This is a genomic window from Alkalibacterium sp. MB6, assembly GCF_009935905.1.
In the GTDB taxonomy this organism is placed as follows: Bacteria; Bacillota; Bacilli; order Lactobacillales; family Carnobacteriaceae_A; genus Alkalibacterium.
Genome location: NZ_PREX01000025.1, coordinates 1 through 23,568, shown reverse-complemented (window position 1 = coordinate 23,568; position 23,568 = coordinate 1). Strand labels below are relative to the sequence as shown.

Here is a 23,568-nt window from a genome sequence, read left to right as displayed (position 1 = left end):
CTAAAGAAAAACAAGCAGTGCTATAATAGCCTGCTTGTTTTATATTTATATTAATAAATCATCCAATTCCATGTCATCGAGTGATGAGATGGTATACACTTGTGCTTTTAATGAAGCATAGTTGAAATAATCATTCATATGAATAGATAAAATGGAGTCGACTTCCTGATAGTATCGAGTCGGTCGATGATGCTTCCATAAAAAGCTCGTACAGAATTCCCATAAATCGTCAATCGTGACTTGATCGTAGCCATGACGTTGGAATTCCTTTTGTTTTTTTCTTAGCCATAATTCATACTCATCGAAATCATGTGACAGAACATCCAAGAGGTGACCTCCTTTACTCTGTAAAAAAGGGAGTAAAGCAAGTTCCCTTTTTATTAGTCTTCGTTACCAGTGTTATCAGGGCTATTCGAACCTAGGTCTTCAACCTGAGTTGTTCCAGCTGCTGTTGCTTTTGTAACGATTCTAGCAACCGCACGTCTTTCAAATGTCAGGTAAATCCCTTCACAATCAAGAACAACAGTGTTATTCGTCTCATTCACTTCATCAACTAAACCATGAAGGCCACCAATGGTGACAATTGAATCACCTTTTTGAAGAGAGCCCAACATGTTTTGTGTTTCTTTTGCACGTTTTTGTTGTGGCCTGATCATTAATAAATACATCAGCCCAATCATGATGATGAAAGGAAACGTTCCTAATAGTAATTCCATGTATTATTCCTCCGTCTATTTCTAATTTACGCCTTTACTGCCTTTACACAGTCAGACTAAAAAGCTCATACTACTCAACACTAATCTTAGCAATATTTTTGGTCAATTACTAGTTATTTAGAAAATCTCAGAAATTCTTCGCATTTGGTTTATTATAACCGTACTCTTCGAAGAACTGCTCTTTGAATTCGAGTAGGTTGTCTTCTCTGATCGCTTGACGAATCTTCTTCATCAAATCAAGTAAGAAGTATAAATTGTGATAGCTGGTTAATCTTAAGCCAAAGGTCTCCTCTGTCTTGATTAAATGCCTAATGTAAGCACGGGTGTAATTGCGGCAAGTATAGCAGTTACAATTCTCATCAAGCGGCCCAAAGTCCCTGGCATACTGAGCGTTTTTAATAACGACTCTACCTTTACTGGTCATCGTTGTTCCGTTACGAGCAATTCGTGTAGGTAACACACAGTCAAACATATCCACACCACGAATGACCCCTTCAAATAATGCATCCGGCGTACCGACTCCCATAAGGTATCTTGGTTTATCTTCAGGAAGCAGTGGCGTCGTAAAGTCAAGCACACGGTACATATCTTCTTTCGGTTCCCCTACTGAAAGCCCTCCGATAGAATACCCTGCGAAATCCATACTCGTTAAATCTTTCGCAGACTGTCTTCTTAAATCTTCAAATCCCGCTCCTTGAACAATTCCAAATAATCCTTGTCTATCAGGGTTTCTATGAGCTTCAAGTCCTCGTTCTGCCCATCTGGAAGTACGCTCAACTGATTTCTTGACATAATCATAGGATTCGTCAAACGGTGGGCATTCATCGAAACTCATCATGATATCTGGACCCAACTGATTTTGGACATTGATTGCTTTTTCAGGGGATAAAAATAATTTAGATCCGTCTAAGTGACTCTTAAAATGTACCCCTTCTTCTTCAATTCGTCTCATGTCTGCCAGTGAGAAAACCTGAAAACCTCCTGAATCAGTCAAAATACCTTTGTCCCAATTCATGAATTTATGTAGGCCGCCTGCTTCTTCAATAATGTCTGCTCCTGGTCTTAACCATAAGTGATACGTATTACTTAAAATAATACCTGCTCCCATATCGTCCAACTCTTCAGGCGCCATGGTTTTAACAGTGGCTTGTGTTCCAACTGGCATAAACATAGGTGTTTCAAAGGTGCCGTGAGGCGTCGTCACTGTCCCTAAACGAGCTCCTGTGTGTTTTTCTTTTTTTTCTAACTGATAGGTAACTGGGTGTTTACTCATATCGTTCTCCTGTCTATTCTTTCGTTCTATTCATTTTTCATTTCATTTCTTAACGAACATGGCATCACCGAAACTGAAGAAGCGGTAACGTTCGTTCACAGCATGGTTATATGCTTTTAAGACAAATTCTCGCCCTAAAAAGGCACTGACTAACATAATTAAGGTGGATTTAGGCAAATGAAAATTAGTTAAAAAAGCATCCACTACTTTGAACTCATAACCTGGCGAAATAAAAATACTTGTCCAGCCACTGGATGCTTTTAGCTCACCATTATTTTCATTTCCAATGGTTTCTAACGTACGAATCGACGTTGTCCCGACAGCGACCACTCGTCCGCCCTCTTTCTTCGTTTCATTAAGTGCATCTGCGGATTCCTGAGATAATTGGTAGAACTCTGCATGCATGGTGTGTTCTTCGATGTTATCTACACTGACTGGCCTAAAGGTTCCTAAACCAACATGTAAGGTTAAGAAGACCAACTTAACACCTTTATCCTCAATTCTTTCCAAAATGTCCTGAGTGAAATGTAGACCTGCCGTTGGTGCAGCTGCCGATCCATTTTCTTTAGCGTAGACAGTCTGGTAACGCTCCTGATCATCCAAACGTTCCTTAATATAAGGCGGAAGCGGCATTTCTCCCAAAGATTCTAATGCCTCAAGAAATAACCCTTCATAAGAAAATTCAACAATGCGTCCACCATGTTCCAGTAATGCCGTGACCGTTGCTTTAAGCCGACCATCTCCAAAGGAAATAACTGAACCCATTTTAGCTTTTTTAGCTGGTTTCATTAATGTTTCCCACGTATCGCCTTCTATATTTTTCAATAAAAGAACTTCTATATGGGCATTCGTGTCTTCTTTTGTTCCATACAGTCTCGCAGGGAGTACCCGTGTGTCATTCATGACCAGGGCATCGCCTTCTTGTAATTCTTCAAGAATAGATTCAAAATACTTATCCTCAATAGTCTGTTTGTCTTTCGATAATACCATCATTTTTGATGCTGACCGATTCTTCAAAGGTGTTTGAGCAATCAGTTCTTCAGGTAAATCAAAATCGAAATCATTGGTAGTCAGTGTCATCTTGTGTCCCCTTTTTCAAATAAAATAACGTGTCACGATTTCAATAAATGCAACATATTCAAATGCTCATAGGCTTTAGCTGTGGCCACTCTCCCACGAGCTGTTCGTTGAATAAACCCTTCTTTTAAAAGATACGGTTCGACCATATCCTCAATGGTTTCTGTTTCTTCGCCGATATTTGCCGATAAGGTATTTAAACCAACCGGTCCTCCATTATACATAGCAATCAGGGTATCAAGCAACTTTTGGTCGACACTATCCAGCCCATGGTCGTCGACTCTGAGCAAATCAAGAGCAGTTGAAGCAATGGATTGAGTGACCGTACCGTCCCCTTTAACTTGTGCATAATCCCTCACTCTTTTGAGTAAACGGTTAGCGATACGAGGCGTTCCACGCGAGCGTCTGGCAATTTCCAGTGCTCCTTCTGTCTCAATTCCAGTCTGAAAAACAGAGGCTGAACGGAGGACAATCTCTTTCAATTCATCTTTATTATAATATTCCATGTGAGCCAAAATCCCAAATCGGTCTCTCAAAGGAGCAGATAATGTGCCTGCTCGTGTTGTTGCTCCTATTAATGTGAAAGGAGGCAAGGGAAAATGGACGGGGTGAGCAGTCTCTCCCTGTCCAATGATGATATCGACATAAAAATCTTCCATAGCGGAGTACAGCATTTCTTCAGCTATACGGGGCATCCGGTGAATTTCATCGATAAAGAGTATACCGCCAGGTTCCAAATCATTTAACAAAGCGACAAGATCCCCCGGCTTTTCGATAGCCGGTCCACTGGTTGTACGAATATCAGCATTCATTTCATTGGCAATGACCATTGCCATCGTCGTTTTCCCTAAACCAGGAGGTCCGTAAAGAAGGACATGATCCAACGTCTCTTCTCTTCTCTTCGCGGCTTCAATATAAATGGTTAATTCTGCTTTTATTTTTTCTTGACCTAAATAATGAGTTAATAATTTTGGTCTCAAGGTTAATTCAAGTGACTGCTCTGCATCGTTCAAAAGCTCATCTGAAGTCAAGTGTTGCTTATCAGTCATTGTCCTCCTCCTTTGTCAATTAAGTCTTCACCGCTTATATTAATTTGCTTAAAGCTTCTCTTATATAAGCATCTGTAGTCATTTCAGCAGACGGATCAAGCTGCTTCTTCACTCGTTCAATATCTCTCTTGGCATAGCCCAAAGCAAGCAAGGCCTCCATCGCTTCATTGAAATGATGATTGGGCGATAATAAATCACCTTGTCCGGTCACTCCATCAGTTGATCCAGTGTAATCGGACACATCAAAATCACTCAACTTCCCTTTTAAATCAAGGACAATTTGAGAAGCTGTTTTTTTGCCTACTCCAGGAAACTTCATCAAGAATGTCGTGTCATTATTTTCAACGGCCTGAATAAAGCCTTGATGATTATCATTTGCCAAAATAGCTAAGGCGGATTTCGGTCCAATCCCAGACACATTAATTAATTTTAAGAATAACTGCTTCTCTTGTATCGTTTGGAAACCAAACAGTAGAATTGCATCTTGTCTAACATCCTGATAAACGTAGACTGTCGCTTCTTTATGCCACTGTTCTGTGTAGCGAAATGGATTCGCCATAAGTAGTTTATATCCAATACCATTCGTTTCTACAACGACATAGCTTGGATAAATAAAACTGATTTTCCCTGTAATGTATTCATACATTGAGCCTTCCCACTCCGTTCCTAGTCAATCTTAGCTATTATAACACAAAAACACCCGTTCCTTAAAGTGCCTTAAGGAGCAGATGTTTGCGTGGTGAATGTCATTTTCAGTTATGGACTACTCAAATTCAGATAGATACTCTTCGTATCCTTCTTCTTTTAATTTTGTGACGGGTACAAATCGCATCGCAGCAGAATTAATACAATACCTTAAGCCGCCTTCTTCTGTTGGACCATCGTTGAAGACATGACCTAAGTGAGAGTCAGCGTCTTTACTTCTTACTTCAATGCGTTCCATGCCATATGACGTGTCTCTTTTTTCTTGAATCGTGCGTTTTCTTATTGGACGTGTAAAGGATGGCCAACCGCAACCTGCGTCATACTTGTCTTTTGAAGAAAATAGAGGTTCTCCACTGACAACATCTACATAAATGCCTTCTTCAAAGAACTCATCATACTCTCCCGTGCCGGCTCTTTCCGTTGCGTTGTTTTGAGTGACTTCATACTGAATAGGAGTGAGGCGTCTTTTTAATTCATCTTTGTCTTTCATAGTCATCTACTTTTCTTCCTTTCAATTACTTAATAAGATCATGGTTAATGAGAATCCTGAATCCGTTTGAACATTTTCTCCATGTCCGTTGTTGTAAAGTTCACTAAAACCGGTCGTCCATGTGGACAATTATAAGGATTACGAGCTTCGCTTAACTGATTAAGCAAGGCTCTTGCCTCTTGATTAGACAAGTAATGGTTTGCCTTAATTGATCGTTTACAGCTCATCATAATGGCTGTCGCTTCTCTAAACTGACTAACAGACAATGAGGACTTTTCTAAAAAGAAATCAATCATCTCTTTAATCGTGTCTTCTACCTGTCCTGCTAGCATCCACGTCGGGTGACGACGAATAAGAAAGCTATTTTGACCAAAGTCTTCCAAAAAGACTGAGGCATCTTCCAGCTTTTCTTTGTTGTCTTTGATAATCATAGCATCACTGGATGGGTAATCGATAACAATAGGGACTAAAAGCTCCTGTAAATCCGTACCGTCTTCTGCGATAGCCGATTTATAATACTCATATTTAATCCGCTCTTGAGCAGCGTGTTGGTCTATAATATACAAACCCGATTCGTTTTGAGCAAATAAATACGTTCCATGCATTTGACCAATATAATCCAAGTCAGGAAAAGGTCTTGAGTTAGTCTCTTCTTCAGTTTGGTTAAGAGCCGTCTTTAATACAGGGGCTACATGATTATTATCAACAAAATCTGTTTCTTTAGCAACTGATTGAACTGGTGGATGGCTGGTAGTCACTTCTGATGTCTCATTAAGGTAATCACTAGTCGGCTGATGATTTGGGAGGTAGTCTGAAGAAACAGGCTCTAGTTTAGACTGTTCAAAAGATAACCGTGTCTGCTCATCTTTAGGAGCTGGCATCCGTTTAGCAGGTCTCGTCTGAAAAGATTCCCAAGCATTAGGTATACGAGACTCTCCCGCCATTCTTTCTTTGATTGCCTCACTGATAAGCTGTGCCAGTTCTTTCTCGTTACTGATTCTAATTTGCTGTTTGGTCGGGTGCACGTTCACGTCAAGTAGTAACGGATCCATATTCACATTAATGACCGCCACCGGGTAACGGCCAACCATCAACGTTGATCCGTAACCATCTACTATAGCACGGTTCAAGATAAAGTTTTTTATATAGCGACCATTTACGATAAGAGTCATATAGTTATTGCTTGCCCGAGTCGTCTCAGGAAGAGACACATAACCCGATACCTCGAAATCAAAGTTAGCCTTCTCAATCTTTTTCATTTTCTTAGCTGTTTCAACACCGTAAATACCAGCTATTGCTTGTATTTGATCTTTATTTCCAACCGTTTTACTAATAACTGTTCCATCAGAGACTAATTTAAACGCAATCTCTGGATGAGCTAATGCCAATCGGTTAACCGTGTCACTAATATGAGACAATTCTGTTTTTAATGTTTTGACGTATTTTAAGCGGGCTGGTGTATTATAAAAGAGTTCTTCAACCGTTATATTTACGCCTCGTCTGGAAGCTGCTGCTTGATTTTCAATTACTTCTCCACCATTAAGAACGACTTTTCTACCTGGCTGGTTCTCTTCAGCGGTCTCCAGAGTCAATCTAGAGACTGAAGCAATACTCGGTAAAGCCTCTCCGCGGAAACCGAGTGTGCGAATACGAAACAGCTCATCATCTGAAAGCAATTTACTGGTTGCATGCCGCTGAAAGGCATCCAACACATCATCTGATGAGATTCCCACGCCATCGTCAACCACTTGAATCCGTTTCAACCCTGCTTCTTCCACGAATACTTCTATTCGGGTGCTCCTCGCATCAATAGCATTTTCGACTAACTCTTTAACTACTGACGCGGGTCTTTCAATGACTTCTCCAGCCGCTATTTGGTTAGCCAGTGTAGAAGACATGATATGAATGTGTTTGCTCAACTCTCTGGCCCTCCTTTACTTCCCCTTCTACCATTAACCTTTATTTAACTTCGTCTGCAATTCATTCAGTAACTGTAAGGCTTCAAATGGTGTTGTATTCATCACATTCATAGACTTTAATTGCTCCAATGCTTCATACTCTTTTTCAGAAAGTTCACCAAATAAATTGAGTTGTTCCATTGATGAGGTCTCGTTCACTACAGACGGTTTCTTTTCTTTGACGGAAGAGTCATCTGTTTCAAATAAGTTCTCTTCTTTTTGTTCCAATTCGTGCAAAATGTGTTCCGCACGCTCTAGTAAATCATGTGGGAGGCCAGCTAATTTAGCTACTTGAACCCCATAACTTTTATCTGCTGGACCTGGAAGCATTTGGTGAAGAAACACTAGGTTCCCTTCTTCTTCAACTGCCCCTACATGAACATTTTTCAACCCTGGAAGACGCTCTTCCAATACAGTCAATTCATGGTAATGAGTCGAAAATAAGGTTTTCGCCTTGATCGTATCATGAACGTGCTCAATAATCGCTTCGGCTAGAGCCATGCCATCATAAGTTGCTGTCCCCCGACCAATTTCATCAAATAACAATAAGCTTTTTGACGTCGCATGCTTAAGAGCTTGATTGGTTTCAGTCATTTCAACCATAAATGTACTTTGACCACCAATCAAATCATCCATCGCTCCAATGCGGGTGAATAGCTGGTCAAAAATGGGCAACACTGCTTTATGAGCTGGAACAAAACAACCCATTTGAGCCATAATAATGGTTAAAGCCAACTGCCTCATAAAGGTACTTTTACCTGACATATTCGGTCCTGTAATGAGTAAGACGTCAGTCTCGCCAGTTAAGTCAACATCATTAGGCACATAAGATTGCTGACCCATGACCTTTTCAACGACAGGGTGTCTGCCTTTTTCAATATAGACATCTTGTGACTCTTCTGAAAATTGTGGGCGTACATAATTGTATTCTTCACTTACTGTAGCAAAACTTTGAACAGCATCAATTTCAGCAACTGTTTTAGCTAATGCCTGTAGTCTGTCAATCTGTAATTTCACTTGATTCCTTACCTCTGTAAACAGTTTATACTCCAGTGACTTGGACTTTTCTTCAGCTTCTAAAATTAACGCTTCTTTTTCTTTTAATTCAGGTGTGCTGTATCGTTCTGCGTTAGCTAAGGTTTGCTTCCTTTCATATCTGTTTTGGTCTAATCGTTGGATATTGGCTTTAGATATTTCGATGTAATAACCAAATACTTTATTAAACCCTATTTTCAAATTCTTTATACCAGTGGCTTCTCTTTCTTGCTGTTCTAATGCAGCCATCCATTGTTTGCCATCGGTCATCGCTTCTTTATATTTATCCAATTGTTTATGATAACCGTATTTGATTATATCACCATCCGTTGTTGACAGGGGCGGCTCTTCTTCAATCGCTTCTTCGATCAAATCTCTCACATCATCAATAGGATCCAGCTTTTCAATATAACGGTCCCAATTACCTTCACTATTTAGCCTCTCAATGATACTGATCAAGTGAGGGATTTGTTTTAATGATTCTTTCAATTGAATCAAATCTCTGGCATTCACACTGCCAAAAGCTGTTCGACCAGCTAATCGCTCTAAATCATATATCTTTTTTAAGACGTCTTGTAAATCATTTCGTTCAAAGAAGTGGTTAATCAAACTCTCAACACTATCCAGGCGCTCATTTATCTTACTTTTTTGAATCAATGGTTTCTCCAACCATGAGCGTAGCATACGTCCCCCCATCGCCGTTTTGGATTCATCTACAAGCCATAATAGCGTCCCTTTTTTAGACCCGTCTCTTAGTGATTTGCTTAATTCCAAGTTTCGTCTCGCTTCTTGTCCATAGACTAAAAAGTGATCCGTTTGGTATACTTCAACTTCCTGCAAATGGTCAAGACTTCTCATTTGAGTCGTAGATAAATAATGTAAAAGCAAATCCAAAACAGATTTAATCTCTTCATCATTCAAAGAAGCCATCAAATGCGTCAATGAATGAGTTAACGAGGTATCCAAAGGATGAGACAAAGCAATCGACCACTTACTTTTCAGTATCTCTTGTATTTCTAGAGATTCACCTGGTTTCACGATGACTTCTTTGCAGTTAAGGGAATGTATTTCGTTGAACAAAGCTTCTTGGTCTTTTAGTCGAGTGACTTTTATTTCACCTGTAGTCAAATCTGCATAAGCCAAGCCGATTCCGTCTGGCAACGACTCAATAGCGACTAAGTAATTGTTTTCTTTAGCATCTACTGTTTTTGACTGCATCACTGTTCCTGGTGTAATAACCTGAACAACTTCACGCTTAACCATTCCTTTAGCCGTTTTAGGGTCTTCCACCTGCTCACAGATAGCTACTTTATAACCCATTTCAATTAAGTTATCTATGTAACCTTTTGCTGAATGATGGGGTACGCCACACATTGGTATTTGCTCTTCAGCATTCTTATTCCGACTTGTTAGGGTTAACTCGAGTAGTCTGGATACTTCCACAGCGTCTTGGAAAAAGAGCTCGTAAAAGTCTCCTAATCGATAAAATAAATAAGCATGGGGGTATTGTTTTTTTATGGCTAAATACTGTTGCATCATTGGTGTATGTTTTGTTTGCTGTGGCAATACTCTCACTCTTTCTATCCTTATGCTCTCAACTCGTTGACACGTCACATTCTTTTAATAAAAATAAGGATGATCCGTATCGATACGAATGGGTTTGATTTTTACTGCTTTCCCTGTCCGATCATTTAATTCTAAATAACATCCATTTAATCGGCCAGGACCTTCTTCAGGGGTTTCAAACCGAGCTGGCATTTGTGTTAAGAATTTTTGAATAATGCTGTCTTTCTTCATTCCTAGTATACCATCATAAAAACCCGTCATTCCAACATCTGTCTGATATGCAGTTCCTTGAGGAAGGATACGTGCATCATTTGTCTGTACGTGGGTATGGGTCCCCAATACAGCAGAGACATGACCATCCATATACCAACCCATGGTTTCTTTTTCACTGGTCGCTTCCGCATGGAAATCGATTAAAATATGAGGAGTTCTTTTTTTAGCCTCTTCGACTATTTCTTTCCCTACTCTAAACGGGTCTTCCAAATCACCCATAAAAGCTCGTCCATGCAAGTTAATGACAGCAAGTTCTAATTGATTAATTTTAATATAGGCAATCCCTTTTCCTGGAGTAATCTCGTTATTGGGATAATTTGCTGGTCTAATTAATTTTTTACTTGTATCGATAAAATCCATTATTTCTTTTTGATCCCACGTGTGATTCCCCATCGTCACCAAATCGACGCCTGATTGAAGCATTTCTTTATATATTTTCTCGGTAATACCCCGTCCACCGGCAGCATTTTCGCCATTTACAACGGTTGCTTGCGGTTTATACTGTTCTTTTAATTTAGGTAAGTACTCTTTAAGCATGTCTCGACCTATAGACCCTACGACATCACCTATGAATAAGATTTTCATGGTTTTCCTCTTTTCTACTAAGTGTATTCATTTTAACAGGTTTAATAGGCAGAAATCAAAGTGTCTTTGAATTGATAAAAAACCAATCATAAGGAGCTGAGCTGCCTCATGATTGGTTATCAATTTATACTATTTATTTAGCATACTCTACAGTACGCGTTTCGCGTATCACCGTTACTTTAATATGTCCAGGATAGTCCATATCTTCTTCGATTTGTTTTTTTACATCTCTAGCTAACTTGGAAGCCATGCTATCATCCAGCTCTTCTGGTTTAACGATAATACGAACTTCGCGTCCAGCTTGAATGGCAAAACTTTCTTTGACTCCCTTGAAACTATTAGATATTTTTTCAAGGCTCTCTAGTCGTTGTAAGTAATGCTCAAGCGATTCGCTTCTCGCACCAGGTCTTGCGGCAGAAATAGCATCTGCAGCTTCTACTAGTACAGCAATCGTCGAACTTGCTGGTACATCCCCATGGTGTGATGCAATTGTGTTAATCACGGTTTCCTTTTCTTGATACTTCATGGCGATTTGAGCGCCAATTTCAACGTGTGATCCTTCCACTTCGCTATCCAAAGCTTTTCCTATATCGTGAAGCAATCCGGCTCGTTTAGCCAGTTGAATGTCTTCTCCCAATTCAGCTGCCATAATACCAGCTAATTTGGCCACTTCGATCGAGTGGTTTAACACATTTTGACCGTAACTTGTTCGGAATTGTAGACGACCAATAATTTTTAGCAAGTCTGGGTGAATGGAGTGAATACCAAGGTTGAAAATAGCTTCTTCCCCGATTTCTCTAATCCGTTCATCCATTTCTTTACGGGATTTTTCAACTGCCTCTTCAATTCTTCCTGGGTGAATACGGCCATCAGAAATTAATTTTTCAAGAGCCATTTTAGCAATTTCTCTTCTGATTGGATCATAACCACTCAATACGACAGCTTCCGGCGTGTCATCGATGATTAAATCCATACCCGTTAAACTTTCTAACGTTCGGATATTTCGACCTTCACGTCCGATAATGCGTCCCTTCATGTCATCATTAGGTAAGCTAATGACGCTGACGGTGGATTCAGTCACATGGTCTGCAGCACTGCGTTGGATAGCTTGAGTTATAAGGACTTTAGCTCTTCTGTCTGCTTCGCTCTTCGCTTTATCCTCGTACTGTTTAACCATGATTGCCATTTCTCTAGTCAGCTCTTCTTCTACCTTATTAAGCACAATAGATTTCGCTTCTTCTTCTGATAAAGCGGCAATCGTATGGAGTTTTGACTGTTGCTCCTCCACCAATGCTTCTGCTCTTCTTTCCAGCTCTTCCACTTTTTTCTGACGTGCAGTTAGTTTGTCCTCACGGCTCTGCATCGAGCTTTCTCTCTTATCCAGTGTATTCTCTTTACGCCCAATATTATCTTCTCTTTGAGCCAATCGATTTTCCTGGCGAGATACTTCAGTTCGGCGCTCTTTTAGCTCCCACTCTATTTCCGTACGATAAGAATGGATTTCTTCCTTTGCCTCCAGTAACGCTTCCTTTTTTAAGGTTTCTGCTTCTCTATTTGCGTCTTCAATAATATCTTCAGCTGTTTGTTTCGAATGAGCTAATCTGTTATTGATTGAACGTTTAGTAATGTAATATCCTGTGATGTAACCTATTATTAAAGCAACGATAGCGAAGGTTATAGTTAGTGTGTCCATCTCATCACCTCCGTATCATTATTTAGTTTTCATGCATTAAGATAAGTTGACGTGCCCATAGACACAATCATGTTTATGTTATATTACACGATAGGTCTGTTTCTTCTAAACAACAAGAAACACACTAGCTTAATTCTAAAGCTCTTTTTGGCTTCTGTCAACATGGATTTCTCTCATTGATAAGGTTCTTTTATGTCTTCTTTTACTAGATTTGTATGATGAGTTGTTCCCTTTCAGTTAACGATACGCCTTATCTAGTCCCCCTGGACTGGTTAAGAGTGTGACTCTTCATTATTTATTATGACTTTAAATCTCTGGATAAAAAAACCAGATAACTCTGACTTTCCCCGATGTAAATAAAGGGTAATAAGTCAGTGTTATCTGGACAGGTTACATATTTAATTAAAATTAATCAAGTTCCAACGCTTCAGGTTCAACTTGTGCTTCGGCGCTTTCAACGATTTGAATGTCTTCTTCGCTTCCGACCCCATAAGCTACTCTAACTCTCTTCTCGATTTCAGCACGCATTTCTGGATGATCAAGTAGATACTGCTTAGCATTTTCTCTACCTTGTCCAATACGTTCTGTACCATAAGAGTACCATGAACCAGCTTTATCAATAATATCCTCTTCAGATCCCATATCAACTATCTCTCCGACTTGAGAAATACCTAGTCCGTACATAATATCCACTTCTGCTGTTTTAAATGGAGGAGCCACTTTATTTTTAACGACTTTGATTCGTGTACGGTTACCTGTCATATCTGTACCAGATTTGATAGACTCTCCTCTTCTTACTTCCAAACGGATAGTAGAGTAAAATTTCAATGCTCGACCACCAGGAGTCGTTTCAGGATTACCAAACATAACGCCAACTTTTTCACGTATTTGGTTAATAAATAAAGCAATTGTTTTTGTTTTATTTATCGATCCAGATAATTTACGTAACGCTTGTGACATTAGTCTAGCTTGCAATCCAATATGAGAATCACCCATCTCACCGTCAATTTCAGCTCTTGGTACAAGGGCAGCTACAGAGTCAATGACGACTATGTCAACTGCTCCACTTGATACTAAAGCATCCGCAATTTCAAGCGCCTGTTCTCCTGTATCTGGCTGAGACAGTAAAAGTTCATCAATATCTACTCCTAATGCTGAAGCATACTTAGGGTCTAAAGCATGTTCTGCATCGATAAAGGCAGCTATTCCGCCAGCTTGCTGAACAGATGCAATAGCATGTAAGGCTACTGTTGTTTTACCGGAACTCTCTGGTCCGTATACTTCAATAATTCTTCCTCGTGGGTAGCCACCTATACCTAGCGCTACGTCAAGAGCGAGTGATCCACTAGAAACGGTTTTTATTTGAGTATCAATCTTTTCTCCCATTTTCATGATGGAGCCTTTACCGTAACTTTTTTCAATTTTTTTTAATGCTGCTTCAAGTGCTTTTGCGCGATCATCTGCCATTTAATTTCCTCCTGTTATGGTCATGTCATTCAACGAATTTATCATTTATTTACTCTTTCAACACTATTAATTATAAGCTTTTTTAAGATAAAAATCAAGCGTTTATCGAACATTCATTCGGTTTATTTATCTTCGCCATAATTAATTGAACTATCAATTGGAAGCTCTTTAATCACTCGTCGCACAAGATCTAATGCATGTAAAACAGATAAGCTTCTGTTCTTGTTCCGTTTATACCCAAAGTGAAAATGCTTAGCAAAAGAGGTCTTGTCTTTGTATGCTATGCCTATCCAAACGGTCCCAGGAATCTGTCCTTCCATCGAGCTTGGCCCGGCAACTCCTGTCAGACCCACGCCAATATCCGAACCGAATAAGTTCATAGATTTTTCGGCCATTTCAATAGCGCACTCTGGACTTACCACACCGTATTTTTCAATTGTCTCCTTAGTTACTTTTAACACTTCATGTTTCTTATCTGTGCTGTAAGTCACTATTCCACCTTCTAGAATGGCCCCAGCAGATAAGTCACTTGTTAATGCACTTAGAAATGCTCCACCTGTCAGGCTCTCTGCAGCAGTGATTGTCAATTCGTTTTCAATCAATATATCCTTTATGACGTCTGCCAGTCTTTTTTCTCCGTAGCCATAAAAGAATTCGGATAAATCCTTCATAATCTTCTTCTCCATTTTGTCCAGTCGTTCTTCTGCTGCTTCGTCGGATTTATCTCTAGCTGTCAGCCTAACTGTCATTTCGCTTTCATTCGAATAGAGAGAGACAGACGGATTGGTTTCATGGCTCAAATAGTCTCCAATATGTTTTTTAGCCTGTGATTCTGTTAATCCAAAAAACTTTAGACGTCGAGTGTGAACAACATTCTCCTCCAGCACTTTTTTAACTAGGAATGGTTTCAAATGGTTTTCAACCATCGGCTCACATTCATCCGCCGGCCCTGGTACTAAAGCATACAGTCGGTCATTCTTTTCTAAAACCATACCGACTGAAAGACCGGTATCATTGGGCAGTGGAGTAGAATCAGCCAAAATCAAAGCTTGTAACTGATTGTTTTCGGGCATCTTAAGATCCGAATTCTTATGATAAGTAATAATTTTGTCTTCTGTTTCCTCGTGTAAAATGAGTGTCGTATCCAGATGCTTGGATAATGCTTCTTTTGTTATATCATCTTCTGTCGGTCCCATCCCTCCTATAAAAATAAGCAAATCAGATCGTGTCTCGGCTAATTTAACTGCCTCAAGCAGCTGTTTTTCATCATTTCCAACGGTCACTTGATAAAGAACATCCATCCCTAAAGAAGTCAGCTCGCGAGATAAAAAAGCAGCATTGGAATTGACCACATGTCCAAGCAACAACTCCGTTCCTATTGAAATGATTTCCACTTTCATTTTAATCCCCCTATATATACTATTACCTTTATTTTTCAGATATCACTTTTTTATTTTATCATATTAGCGATTTTTAATCTGATTCAGCGTTTTGTTCACTTTTTAGACAAACTTATTCTGCACGTTTTTATAAAAGCAAAAAAAGAACAATCGACTTTACTTAAATTAGGAGGTGATACTTTCCCTATTAAATATAGTCAGATTGTTCTTTTACATTTATTTAGTTATCGTTATTGTTTGTTAGCTTTTTGCTAGTTTAAGATGAAAACGTACCTGCAAAGACGTGTCTCGCTTTATAGAAGTAGTCGACTCCCGAATAGACAGTAAAGATTAAGCAGATGTACAATAAAATGGTTCCAATAGGAATATTAAATTGTGCTAATGGAAAATCATCCAGAAGCAAAAATATGATAGCAAACATTTGAGTATTTGTTTTGATTTTCCCAGGCCAAGCAGCAGCCATAACGACGCCACCCTGCTCAACTAGAAGCAAACGTAGTCCTGTAACAGCCAACTCTCTGGATACGATTATAGCCACTACCCATGACGGCGCCAAACCAAATTCTATTAAGACGACCAAAGCAGACATGACCAATAGTTTGTCTGCTAAGGGATCTGCAAATTTCCCAAAATTAGAAACGATGTTCATTTTTCTAGCTAAATAGCCATCTAGCCAATCCGTAAAGCTTGCTATAGCAAAAATAAGTGTTGCCACCAACAGATTCATCTCTACGGTAGACCCTAGCATGCTTACGGTTCCCCAATCAAAGGGAACTAGCACGACGATTAAAAAGATTGGTATTAAAAATATTCTAAATAAAGTTATTTTATTCGGCAGATTCACTTGTTTTCCTCCTGGCATTTGACACACACATTCTCACACTAAATGAATGAGTAACGTCAAGTAACCTTTTTATTCGAATATCACAGTCATCTCTTGACGAACCGCTTCTGTAGCAGCTTCGCCATATGGTAATGCTTCATCATTTAAAGTGACGGTTGTGGCAGCCGCATTCCCAATAACTAGGTTAACTGTTTCAGCTGTGTTATCAAACTCCGTCGTTAGTGATTCACCATTGGTTAACAAAGCCTGGTTACCCATGACGCCATCAATCTCGACACTGACCCATGTGTCTCCACCTTCAGCAGATAATACAATGGTCTGGTTTTCCGGGTGTTCCCCAGTGATGGTGTAAGTTGTTGTATTTGTCGTACTATCTGTTTCTTCAATACTTTGACCTTCTGGCTCCTCTACTTCTCCGTCAGATGCGTCATCTTCATTCTCGTCAGTAGCAGAACCTTCTGTATTCTCTGAATCTTCATCGCTATCCATAGCATCTTCATTGCCATCTACTTCGACCATTCCTTCAGTTCCATTTTCTTGGATAAAGTTGGCCCCCTCATCATTTCGGTCTCCACTTGTAATAGCCAAGTAAATAGCGAAAATAATGGCGAGGACAAGGAGGACAATTAAAATAGTAGGCAAACTATCTTGTAGTGTGCCAAGAAAGCCGCTATTTTTCCCACTTGAACGAGTCTGAGTACTTGTGACCTGTTTAGTCACAGAAGGCTGATTAGCTTGTGGCAGAGAATCTGTGTGCTCCTCTAAAAGTTCCTCGCCATTCAAACCTACCGAGTCAGCATATTGTTTAATAAACGCGCGGGCGTAAAAATTCCCGGGCAGGACTTCGAGCTTTCCTTCTTCAACAGCGATCAAATAACGCTTTTGGATTTTGGTTATTTGTTGAAGATCATCTAATGTATATCCTTTTTCTTTTCGTGCTTCTTTTAGTTTTTCACCAATATCATTCACTTTATTCACCCACCTAAAGTATTTCAAGAAACTAGTTAAGAGGCGTCTCTTAAACCTTATACACTTTCGTCAACTTCCGTTCGTCTTCATTTAATCAATCAGTTCAATATTATCGTTTTATATTTGATTCAAATAGTGTATTAATCTGTTAATCGTTTCGAGAGTAGTATCTATCTATAAAAGTATAACATACGAGATTATTGTAGTATAGGATATAAGGTGCATTCTTATTAAAGGTTTTTAAAGATTTCTTTACAATAAAATGGAAAATTAAACTAAGCGAATAAAGATTCAATTAGCTTGTTTTTTATAAATAAAGCTAACCGTCTTGATTTTCACTAAATTAAACAGTTTAAGTAAGCATTAATTGTAACGCTCACTTCTTAAAACCAGTGGGATGGTCACTCTGTATCGATGATGTAGAATGAACTGTTACTTGAAAGGAAATATGATGCAGCTAGACTTTTCACTTCTTCTAAACTGACAGATTCTAGAATGTCTATGGTGTCATAAAAAGAAACAGCTTCAAAATCATGTTCTACAAACTGATCAGCCAAAAATTCTAATGAATTCATAGACAGCAAAGCTTGTCCAATCAAGCTCTTTTTAATAATAGAGAAATGTTCCGCGTTAATGTCTGGATTCCACTCATAGTTAAAACAAATTGTTTTTATCGCATCAACGAGGCGTTCTGGTTCGGAAGTATCTCCACCTAAACTAATATAATCGAAACGTCGCTCGAATGTATAATTAAACTGAAAACTGTCGTCAATCAGTCCTTCATCATACATTGCCAAATAAGTAGAAGACGTATCTCCAAACAGCATGTTCAATAAAAGATCCATAAGAATAAGATGACGCAGTCTTTCTTCACCTCTTAAATTGTACTTATTTCCTCTTATGCCAACTAACGCTTTAGGCTTACTAATTTGCATACTTATTTTTTTATAAGGAATGATTGTCTCTAAATTATCTGCTCCTTCTTTTCTTAAAAGTCGTTGAGAAGGCACACTTGATTTACTGAGTTGATTTTCTTCTATCAATCCTATTAACTCTTTTGCATCCAGTTTGCCCACCAAAAGGAGAGTCATATTACCAGGCTGGTAAAAATGATCATACACTTCATACAGCAATTCCGGTGTTATCTTTTCTATACTGTCTTCGGTCCCAGCTATATCATCACTAACAGGATGTGTAGGATACAAATTCCCAATTAAGCCAAGCATCAATGTCCAGTCCGGGTCATCTTTATATAGGTGAATTTCTTGAGAAATAATTCCTTTTTCTTTTTCAACAGATTCCTTAGTAAAATAAGGTTGCTGTACAAAATCCAGCAGTGTTGTTACATTTTCTCTCACATGTTCTGTAGTAGAAAATTGATAAGCTGTTTTGCTATAGCTTGTAAACGCATTGGCAGATGCTCCTAATTTAGAAAACTCTTGAGACACATCCCCTTTTTCTTTAATAAACAAGGTGTGTTCAAGAAAATGAGCGATTCCAGGAGGATATGACTTGAGGTCGGTGTGCCCTTTTGGTATAAATTTTGTATCAATTGAGCCAAAATCCGTATAGAGAACCCCAATGGTTTTATGGTAATTGTTTTTAGGTAATAGGTGAACAGTTAAACCGTTATCCAACAAAGTTGTTATGACTTGTTCATCCAGTCTTTTATAGTTTTTCACAATCATGAACTCTTTTCACCCCTTAATAAGAACACAGCTTCCTGCGTACATGTTTTTGCCAGTCGCTGTACGTCTTGTTTGGTTACTGCATCAATTGTCTCGACCCAGTCATCGATACTCCAAACTGGTCCGTTAATTAATATATCACTGTAAAGACTAGCTATAATGCTGTCAGGGTGATCCAAGGTTTGCATAAACTCATTTTTTATCAAAGCTTTGGTTAATTGGAGGTCAGATTCACTAAAGTGCCCTTCTTGTAATGTTTTTAATTCTTCTACTATCATATCTTCTACTTTTTGCGATTTATCATCATCAATACCTGCTGTCACAAGCATTAACCCTCTAAAACTATCTAAATCACTGGATATAGCGTAGGCTAAGCCCTCTTTTTCTCGAACTCTAGTAAATAACTTTGAATGTGTGTACCCGCCAATAAGGCCATCAAAAATGAGCCCAGCAGCGAAGTCTTCTTCCTTGAAATAAACGGGCAAACGAAAACCGATAGCTAATTTCGTCTGGTGAATATCTTGACTCTCTTCAAATCGCTTCATTACTTTTGATCGTTTTATCTTTTGAAAAATACTAGCATTTGACTTAGATCTAGGTCCAAATGTCCATGGTTCAAATGCGGTTTTCACACGGTCCGTTTCAATATCTCCTAATATAATAATGTCTAATTCATCGTGCAACAACATGTCTTTATAACTGTCATACAACCGTTTGGGATTTAGTTTCTGAAGCTCTTCTTCTACTCCTAGAATAGGCATACTATGCTTGCCTGATTCAAAAAACAAATCCATTAATTTCATTGCAGCATAGTCTTCTTTATCATCAATTCGCGAAGCATACTCATCCTTTAGATTAGTCACTTCTCTGTCAAAGGTTGGCCCATGAAACGCATGATCAAATACATGAGGGTGATAAAGTGTCTGGTATAAAAAATCAATAACATCTTCAAAGAGTCCCGTTTGATCCAAGTAACTATCATTAACGATATCCATATTAATCGATAGTATATGGGCATTTCCTATCCTACTAACGTCAGTATAGTACTCAGCTCCATATAGCTCACTCAATCGTTTTCTAAAGTCTGTCTGTGTTGGATAATTAAGGCTATTTGTTTCAAGTAAATAAGAGAGCAACGCTCGCTCGGTAATCGTCTCTTTTTTTAAAGTTGTTTTAAACATCAATTGAATGGATAGTGTTTTAAACGTCTTGGTAGGTATGACATGTAACTTGACTCCTTCTTGAATGTTTATCATACAGTCACTCCTTACTTTATATAGTTATATTATTCGCTTAAATGAAAAGTACAGAATTTCAATGGAACTGAAACCCTGTACTTTTTGGTGTTATTTAGTTTATTTGCCTTTTCCAAGTACCATTAATAAATTATCCGCTTTATCTGTGCGTTCCCAAGGTAAATCTAAGTCCAATCGACCGAAGTGACCGTAAGCAGCTGTTTGTTTATAAATAGGACGCTTTAAATCTAGCATTTTAATAATTCCAGCTGGTCTTAAATCAAATGTTTTTCTAATCGCTTCAATCATCTCTTTTTCAGAGACCTTTCCTGTTTCAAACGTATCAACAGATATGGATACTGGTTGAGCGACTCCAATGGCATACGCCAGTTGAACTTCAACTTTATCAGCTAATCCAGCAGCTACCATGTTTTTAGCAATGTAGCGAGCCACATAGCTTGCTGAACGATCCACTTTAGTTGCATCTTTGCCAGAAAATGCACCGCCACCATGACGAGCGTAGCCGCCATAAGTATCGACAATTATTTTTCGACCTGTTAAGCCAGCATCTCCTTGAGGGCCCCCTACAACAAAGCGACCTGTTGGATTAATATAGTACTTCGTTTCATCATCCAGCCACACTTCAGGAATGACTTCTTGAATAACATGCTTGATAATATCTTTTTTTAATTGCTCATAGGTTACATCAGGATGATGCTGTGTACTGATGACAATCGCATCAATTCGTTCTGGAATATCGCCTTCGCCATATTCAACTGTCACTTGTGCTTTTCCATCTGGTCTTAAGTAATCCAAAGTCCCATCTTTTCTAACCGTTGCTAATTGCTTAGTTAGTTTATGACTCAATGATATAGGTAGTGGCATCATTTCAGGTGTTTCATTTGAAGCAAAGCCAAACATTAAGCCTTGATCGCCCGCTCCTATTTTATCCAGTTCATCATGCTCTTCTGATTTGTATTCAACAGAGTCATCGACCCCTACAGCAATATCAGGTGACTGGTCATCAATAGATACTAAGACTGCACATGTATCGGCATCAAAACCATACTTTGCTCGCGTATAACCAATATCTCTAATCGTGTCTCTTGCAACTTTTTGCATATCAACGTACGTTTCTGTTCGAATTTCTCCAGCAATTAATACTAAGCCAGTTGTTACCATCGTTTCGCAAGCTACTCTAGCCTCTGGATCTTTGGCTAAGATAGCATCTAATATAGCATCGCTGATTTGATCTGCAATCTTATCTGGATGCCCTTCTGTTACAGACTCCGATGTAAATAATCTTCTTTCTGTCATTTTTATTCCCCCTTAACTATTCGGTTACAAGGCTTCCGACCGGTTGTGGCCGTCCTATCGGGAATTCATTGTAAACCTATACTATTTTAACATAGATTAAGAAAGTATTCATTCTCTTTTTAGTAAGAAAGTTCTTATAACTTAAGTATAATCGGTTAAATTGACAAAGAGTCCTGTGTACACCAGTTATAAAAGTGGTAAACTATTAGTAACCATATAAATGAAAGTTGTGATAACTTGTCTAACAGAAAAATTAAAGTTGAATGGCTATACATCATAGGCCCCCCAGCTATTGGAACACTTTTTGCATTATACTACCAAGAGTTTTCTTTTTCGATTGTTTTGATATTTCTTTATATCTTCTTAACCCACTTAAGTAAGAAAGCCCTACATATTTTTCCTCATAATAATCATATAAAAAAAACACTATTCATTGCTGAAGGTCTTCTATTAATAATAGCACTCTTTTTTGGACTATACTATTCATGGTATATGCTTCTCATTCTATTGATGACCTCTTTTCTGATACAAATAAAGAGTATTTTTGTTCAATTTGAAATGGGGGGTTTTTACAACATAATGGCAGTCTTACTCAGTTTTGGCATCCTAAGCATCTTGTCATTTTATATCCACACACGCTTTATATCTGAGGTAGTTGTATATAGTCAACTACCATTCATAATCTTAGGGGCTGCTCTCCTTCGTAGAAACCAATAACGTCGTATCTACTAACGAAATCACTATGAAAGTTAATGAATAAAACAAAAAAAGCAACCCGATTAATTATCGAGGTTGCTTTTTTTCAGTTTGATTTTTAAGCGGGTGAGGAGAATCGAACTCCCGACAACAGCTTGGAAGGCTGTGGTTTTACCACTAAACTACACCCGCAAATCAAGAATGGCGCTGGACAGAGTCGAACTGCCGACACACGGAGCTTCAATCCGTTGCTCTACCAACTGAGCTACAGCGCCTAAACACAAAATAAATACGGTCCCGACGGGAATCGAACCCGCGATCTCCTGCGTGACAGGCAGGCGTGATAACCGCTACACTACGGGACCTTTACTTAATTTATAAGAAGGAGGATGTGGGATTCGAACCCACGCGCGTTTTTACACGCCTGACGGTTTTCAAGACCGTTCCCTTAAGCCGGACTTGGGTAATCCTCCATATTAACATGACCCCTACGGGATTCGAACCCGTGTTACCGCCGTGAAAGGGCGGTGTCTTAACCGCTTGACCAAGGGGCCAAAATAAATTTTAAAGAACGGAGAAGGAGGGATTTGAACCCTCGCGCCGGCAAAACCGACCTACACCCTTAGCAGGGGCGCCTCTTCAGCCACTTGAGTACTTCCCCATATCAATTGTATAATTGATATAATGGGCCTAAATGGACTCGAACCATCGACCTCACGCTTATCAGGCGTGCGCTCTAACCAGCTGAGCTATAGGCCCTAATTTTCACTATACTTTATCAGTATAAAGCGGGTGAGGAGAATCGAACTCCCGACAACAGCTTGGAAGGCTGTGGTTTTACCACTAAACTACACCCGCATAAATACGGTCCCGACGGGAATCGAACCCGCGATCTCCTGCGTGACAGGCAGGCGTGATAACCGCTACACTACGGGACCAAATAATTATTGTAAGTCACACTGTGGACTGGCGTCCAAGCGCGCTACACTTCGTTACGCATGCTATAGCTGTTGTTGCTAAAGCAAATTGCGGAGGCAGGACTCGAACCTGCGACCTCCGGGTTATGAGCCCGACGAGCTGCCAACTGCTCTACTCCGCGATAATAATAAATAATGGACCTTGCAGGACTCGAACCTGCGACCGAACGGTTATGAGCCGTTTGCTCTAACCAACTGAGCTAAAGGTCCGCTTCAATAGCGGCGGAGGGGATCGAACCCCCGACCTCACGGGTATGAACCGTACGCTCTAGCCAGCTGAGCTACACCGCCATTACAATAAACAATCGGGAAGACAGGATTCGAACCTGCGACCCCTTGGTCCCAAACCAAGTGCTCTACCAAGCTGAGCTACTTCCCGTTTAAAAGTAATAATGCACCCTAGAGGACTCGAACCTCTAACCGCCTGATTCGTAGTCAGGTACTCTATCCAATTGAGCTAAGGGTGCAAAAGTGTTAATACCGAGGGCCGGAATCGAACCGGCACGGAGAAACCTCCGCAGGATTTTAAGTCCTGTGCGTCTACCTATTCCGCCA

At 39.4% G+C, this 23,568-nt stretch carries 18 protein-coding genes, 15 tRNA genes and 1 riboswitch; all 33 genes read right to left on the bottom strand.

What is annotated here, in order from left to right; translation table 11 throughout:
* Nucleotides 1–45: 45 nt before the first annotated feature.
* On the bottom strand, nucleotides 46–327 hold the full coding sequence (locus tag C3945_RS09605) for a post-transcriptional regulator (protein WP_237585536.1): 282 nt from the start codon (nucleotides 325–327) through the stop codon (nucleotides 46–48).
* Between the two features lie 53 nt (nucleotides 328–380).
* On the bottom strand, nucleotides 381–716 hold the full coding sequence (gene yajC, locus C3945_RS09600) for a preprotein translocase subunit YajC (RefSeq protein ID WP_161879468.1): 336 nt from the start codon (nucleotides 714–716) through the stop codon (nucleotides 381–383).
* 127 nt (nucleotides 717–843) lie between these two features.
* Nucleotides 844–1,989: a tRNA guanosine(34) transglycosylase Tgt gene (gene tgt, locus C3945_RS09595; protein ID WP_161879467.1), complete on the bottom strand. Its 1,146-nt coding sequence runs from the start codon at nucleotides 1,987–1,989 to the stop codon at nucleotides 844–846.
* A gap of 42 nt (nucleotides 1,990–2,031) precedes the next feature.
* The gene (gene queA / locus C3945_RS09590) at nucleotides 2,032–3,063 is read right to left on the bottom strand and encodes a tRNA preQ1(34) S-adenosylmethionine ribosyltransferase-isomerase QueA (RefSeq protein WP_161879475.1); all 1,032 of its coding nucleotides are present in this window, start codon (nucleotides 3,061–3,063) and stop codon (nucleotides 2,032–2,034) included.
* A gap of 38 nt (nucleotides 3,064–3,101) precedes the next feature.
* On the bottom strand, nucleotides 3,102–4,115 hold the full coding sequence (gene ruvB, locus C3945_RS09585) for a Holliday junction branch migration DNA helicase RuvB (RefSeq protein WP_161879466.1): 1,014 nt from the start codon (nucleotides 4,113–4,115) through the stop codon (nucleotides 3,102–3,104).
* A gap of 34 nt (nucleotides 4,116–4,149) precedes the next feature.
* Nucleotides 4,150–4,761 (bottom strand): Holliday junction branch migration protein RuvA, encoded by a 612-nt coding sequence (gene ruvA, locus C3945_RS09580; RefSeq protein ID WP_161879465.1) that lies wholly within the window; start codon nucleotides 4,759–4,761, stop codon nucleotides 4,150–4,152.
* A 117-nt stretch (nucleotides 4,762–4,878) separates the two neighbouring features.
* Nucleotides 4,879–5,310, bottom strand: a complete 432-nt coding sequence (gene msrB / locus C3945_RS09575) for a peptide-methionine (R)-S-oxide reductase MsrB (RefSeq protein WP_442862176.1) — start codon at nucleotides 5,308–5,310, stop codon at nucleotides 4,879–4,881.
* Nucleotides 5,311–5,354: 44 nt separating this feature from the next.
* On the bottom strand, nucleotides 5,355–7,229 hold the full coding sequence (gene mutL / locus C3945_RS09570; protein WP_272928096.1) for a DNA mismatch repair endonuclease MutL: 1,875 nt from the start codon (nucleotides 7,227–7,229) through the stop codon (nucleotides 5,355–5,357).
* 33 nt (nucleotides 7,230–7,262) lie between these two features.
* A complete protein-coding gene (gene mutS, locus C3945_RS09565) occupies nucleotides 7,263–9,869 on the bottom strand; it encodes a DNA mismatch repair protein MutS (protein ID WP_161879463.1) in 2,607 nt (868 codons plus the stop codon).
* A gap of 54 nt (nucleotides 9,870–9,923) precedes the next feature.
* Nucleotides 9,924–10,727, bottom strand: a complete 804-nt coding sequence (locus C3945_RS09560; protein WP_161879462.1) for a TIGR00282 family metallophosphoesterase — start codon at nucleotides 10,725–10,727, stop codon at nucleotides 9,924–9,926.
* A gap of 133 nt (nucleotides 10,728–10,860) precedes the next feature.
* Nucleotides 10,861–12,420: a ribonuclease Y gene (gene rny, locus C3945_RS09555; RefSeq protein ID WP_161879461.1), complete on the bottom strand. Its 1,560-nt coding sequence runs from the start codon at nucleotides 12,418–12,420 to the stop codon at nucleotides 10,861–10,863.
* Nucleotides 12,421–12,828: 408 nt separating this feature from the next.
* A complete protein-coding gene (recA, locus tag C3945_RS09550; RefSeq protein ID WP_161879460.1) occupies nucleotides 12,829–13,887 on the bottom strand; it encodes a recombinase RecA in 1,059 nt (352 codons plus the stop codon).
* Between the two features lie 122 nt (nucleotides 13,888–14,009).
* Nucleotides 14,010–15,287, bottom strand: a complete 1,278-nt coding sequence (locus C3945_RS09545; RefSeq protein ID WP_161879459.1) for a competence/damage-inducible protein A — start codon at nucleotides 15,285–15,287, stop codon at nucleotides 14,010–14,012.
* Between the two features lie 256 nt (nucleotides 15,288–15,543).
* The gene (pgsA, locus tag C3945_RS09540; RefSeq protein ID WP_161879458.1) at nucleotides 15,544–16,131 is read right to left on the bottom strand and encodes a CDP-diacylglycerol--glycerol-3-phosphate 3-phosphatidyltransferase; all 588 of its coding nucleotides are present in this window, start codon (nucleotides 16,129–16,131) and stop codon (nucleotides 15,544–15,546) included.
* Nucleotides 16,132–16,200: 69 nt separating this feature from the next.
* Nucleotides 16,201–17,100, bottom strand: coding sequence for a helix-turn-helix domain-containing protein (locus C3945_RS09535; protein WP_161879457.1), 900 nt, complete (start codon nucleotides 17,098–17,100; stop codon nucleotides 16,201–16,203).
* A gap of 401 nt (nucleotides 17,101–17,501) precedes the next feature.
* The gene (gene yfmH / locus C3945_RS09530; protein WP_161879456.1) at nucleotides 17,502–18,782 is read right to left on the bottom strand and encodes an EF-P 5-aminopentanol modification-associated protein YfmH; all 1,281 of its coding nucleotides are present in this window, start codon (nucleotides 18,780–18,782) and stop codon (nucleotides 17,502–17,504) included.
* A gap of 2 nt (nucleotides 18,783–18,784) precedes the next feature.
* Complete coding sequence (gene yfmF / locus C3945_RS09525) at nucleotides 18,785–20,044, bottom strand: EF-P 5-aminopentanol modification-associated protein YfmF (RefSeq protein ID WP_161879455.1); 1,260 nt, start codon at nucleotides 20,042–20,044, stop codon at nucleotides 18,785–18,787.
* 99 nt (nucleotides 20,045–20,143) lie between these two features.
* On the bottom strand, nucleotides 20,144–21,340 hold the full coding sequence (gene metK, locus C3945_RS09520) for a methionine adenosyltransferase (protein ID WP_161879454.1): 1,197 nt from the start codon (nucleotides 21,338–21,340) through the stop codon (nucleotides 20,144–20,146).
* A riboswitch (SMK box riboswitch) is annotated at nucleotides 21,338–21,419 on the bottom strand. It overlaps the preceding gene by 3 nt.
* A gap of 738 nt (nucleotides 21,420–22,157) precedes the next feature.
* Nucleotides 22,158–22,228: transfer RNA gene (locus C3945_RS09515), tRNA-Gly, on the bottom strand.
* Between the two features lie 10 nt (nucleotides 22,229–22,238).
* Nucleotides 22,239–22,311 (bottom strand) — tRNA-Phe (locus C3945_RS09510).
* 17 nt (nucleotides 22,312–22,328) lie between these two features.
* A tRNA-Asp gene (locus C3945_RS09505) sits at nucleotides 22,329–22,401 on the bottom strand.
* 18 nt (nucleotides 22,402–22,419) lie between these two features.
* A tRNA-Ser gene (locus C3945_RS09500) sits at nucleotides 22,420–22,509 on the bottom strand.
* 9 nt (nucleotides 22,510–22,518) lie between these two features.
* Nucleotides 22,519–22,590: transfer RNA gene (locus C3945_RS09495), tRNA-Glu, on the bottom strand.
* 18 nt (nucleotides 22,591–22,608) lie between these two features.
* A tRNA-Ser gene (locus tag C3945_RS09490) sits at nucleotides 22,609–22,697 on the bottom strand.
* 24 nt (nucleotides 22,698–22,721) lie between these two features.
* Nucleotides 22,722–22,795 (bottom strand) — tRNA-Ile (locus C3945_RS09485).
* 28 nt (nucleotides 22,796–22,823) lie between these two features.
* Nucleotides 22,824–22,894: transfer RNA gene (locus C3945_RS09480), tRNA-Gly, on the bottom strand.
* 7 nt (nucleotides 22,895–22,901) lie between these two features.
* Nucleotides 22,902–22,974: transfer RNA gene (locus tag C3945_RS09475), tRNA-Asp, on the bottom strand.
* Nucleotides 22,975–23,062: 88 nt separating this feature from the next.
* Nucleotides 23,063–23,135 (bottom strand) — tRNA-Met (locus C3945_RS09470).
* 14 nt (nucleotides 23,136–23,149) lie between these two features.
* Nucleotides 23,150–23,223 (bottom strand) — tRNA-Ile (locus tag C3945_RS09465).
* A gap of 7 nt (nucleotides 23,224–23,230) precedes the next feature.
* A tRNA-Met gene (locus tag C3945_RS09460) sits at nucleotides 23,231–23,304 on the bottom strand.
* Between the two features lie 14 nt (nucleotides 23,305–23,318).
* A tRNA-Pro gene (locus C3945_RS09455) sits at nucleotides 23,319–23,392 on the bottom strand.
* 14 nt (nucleotides 23,393–23,406) lie between these two features.
* Nucleotides 23,407–23,480: transfer RNA gene (locus tag C3945_RS09450), tRNA-Arg, on the bottom strand.
* A gap of 14 nt (nucleotides 23,481–23,494) precedes the next feature.
* A tRNA-Leu gene (locus C3945_RS09445) sits at nucleotides 23,495–23,567 on the bottom strand.
* Nucleotide 23,568: the final 1 nt, after the last annotated feature.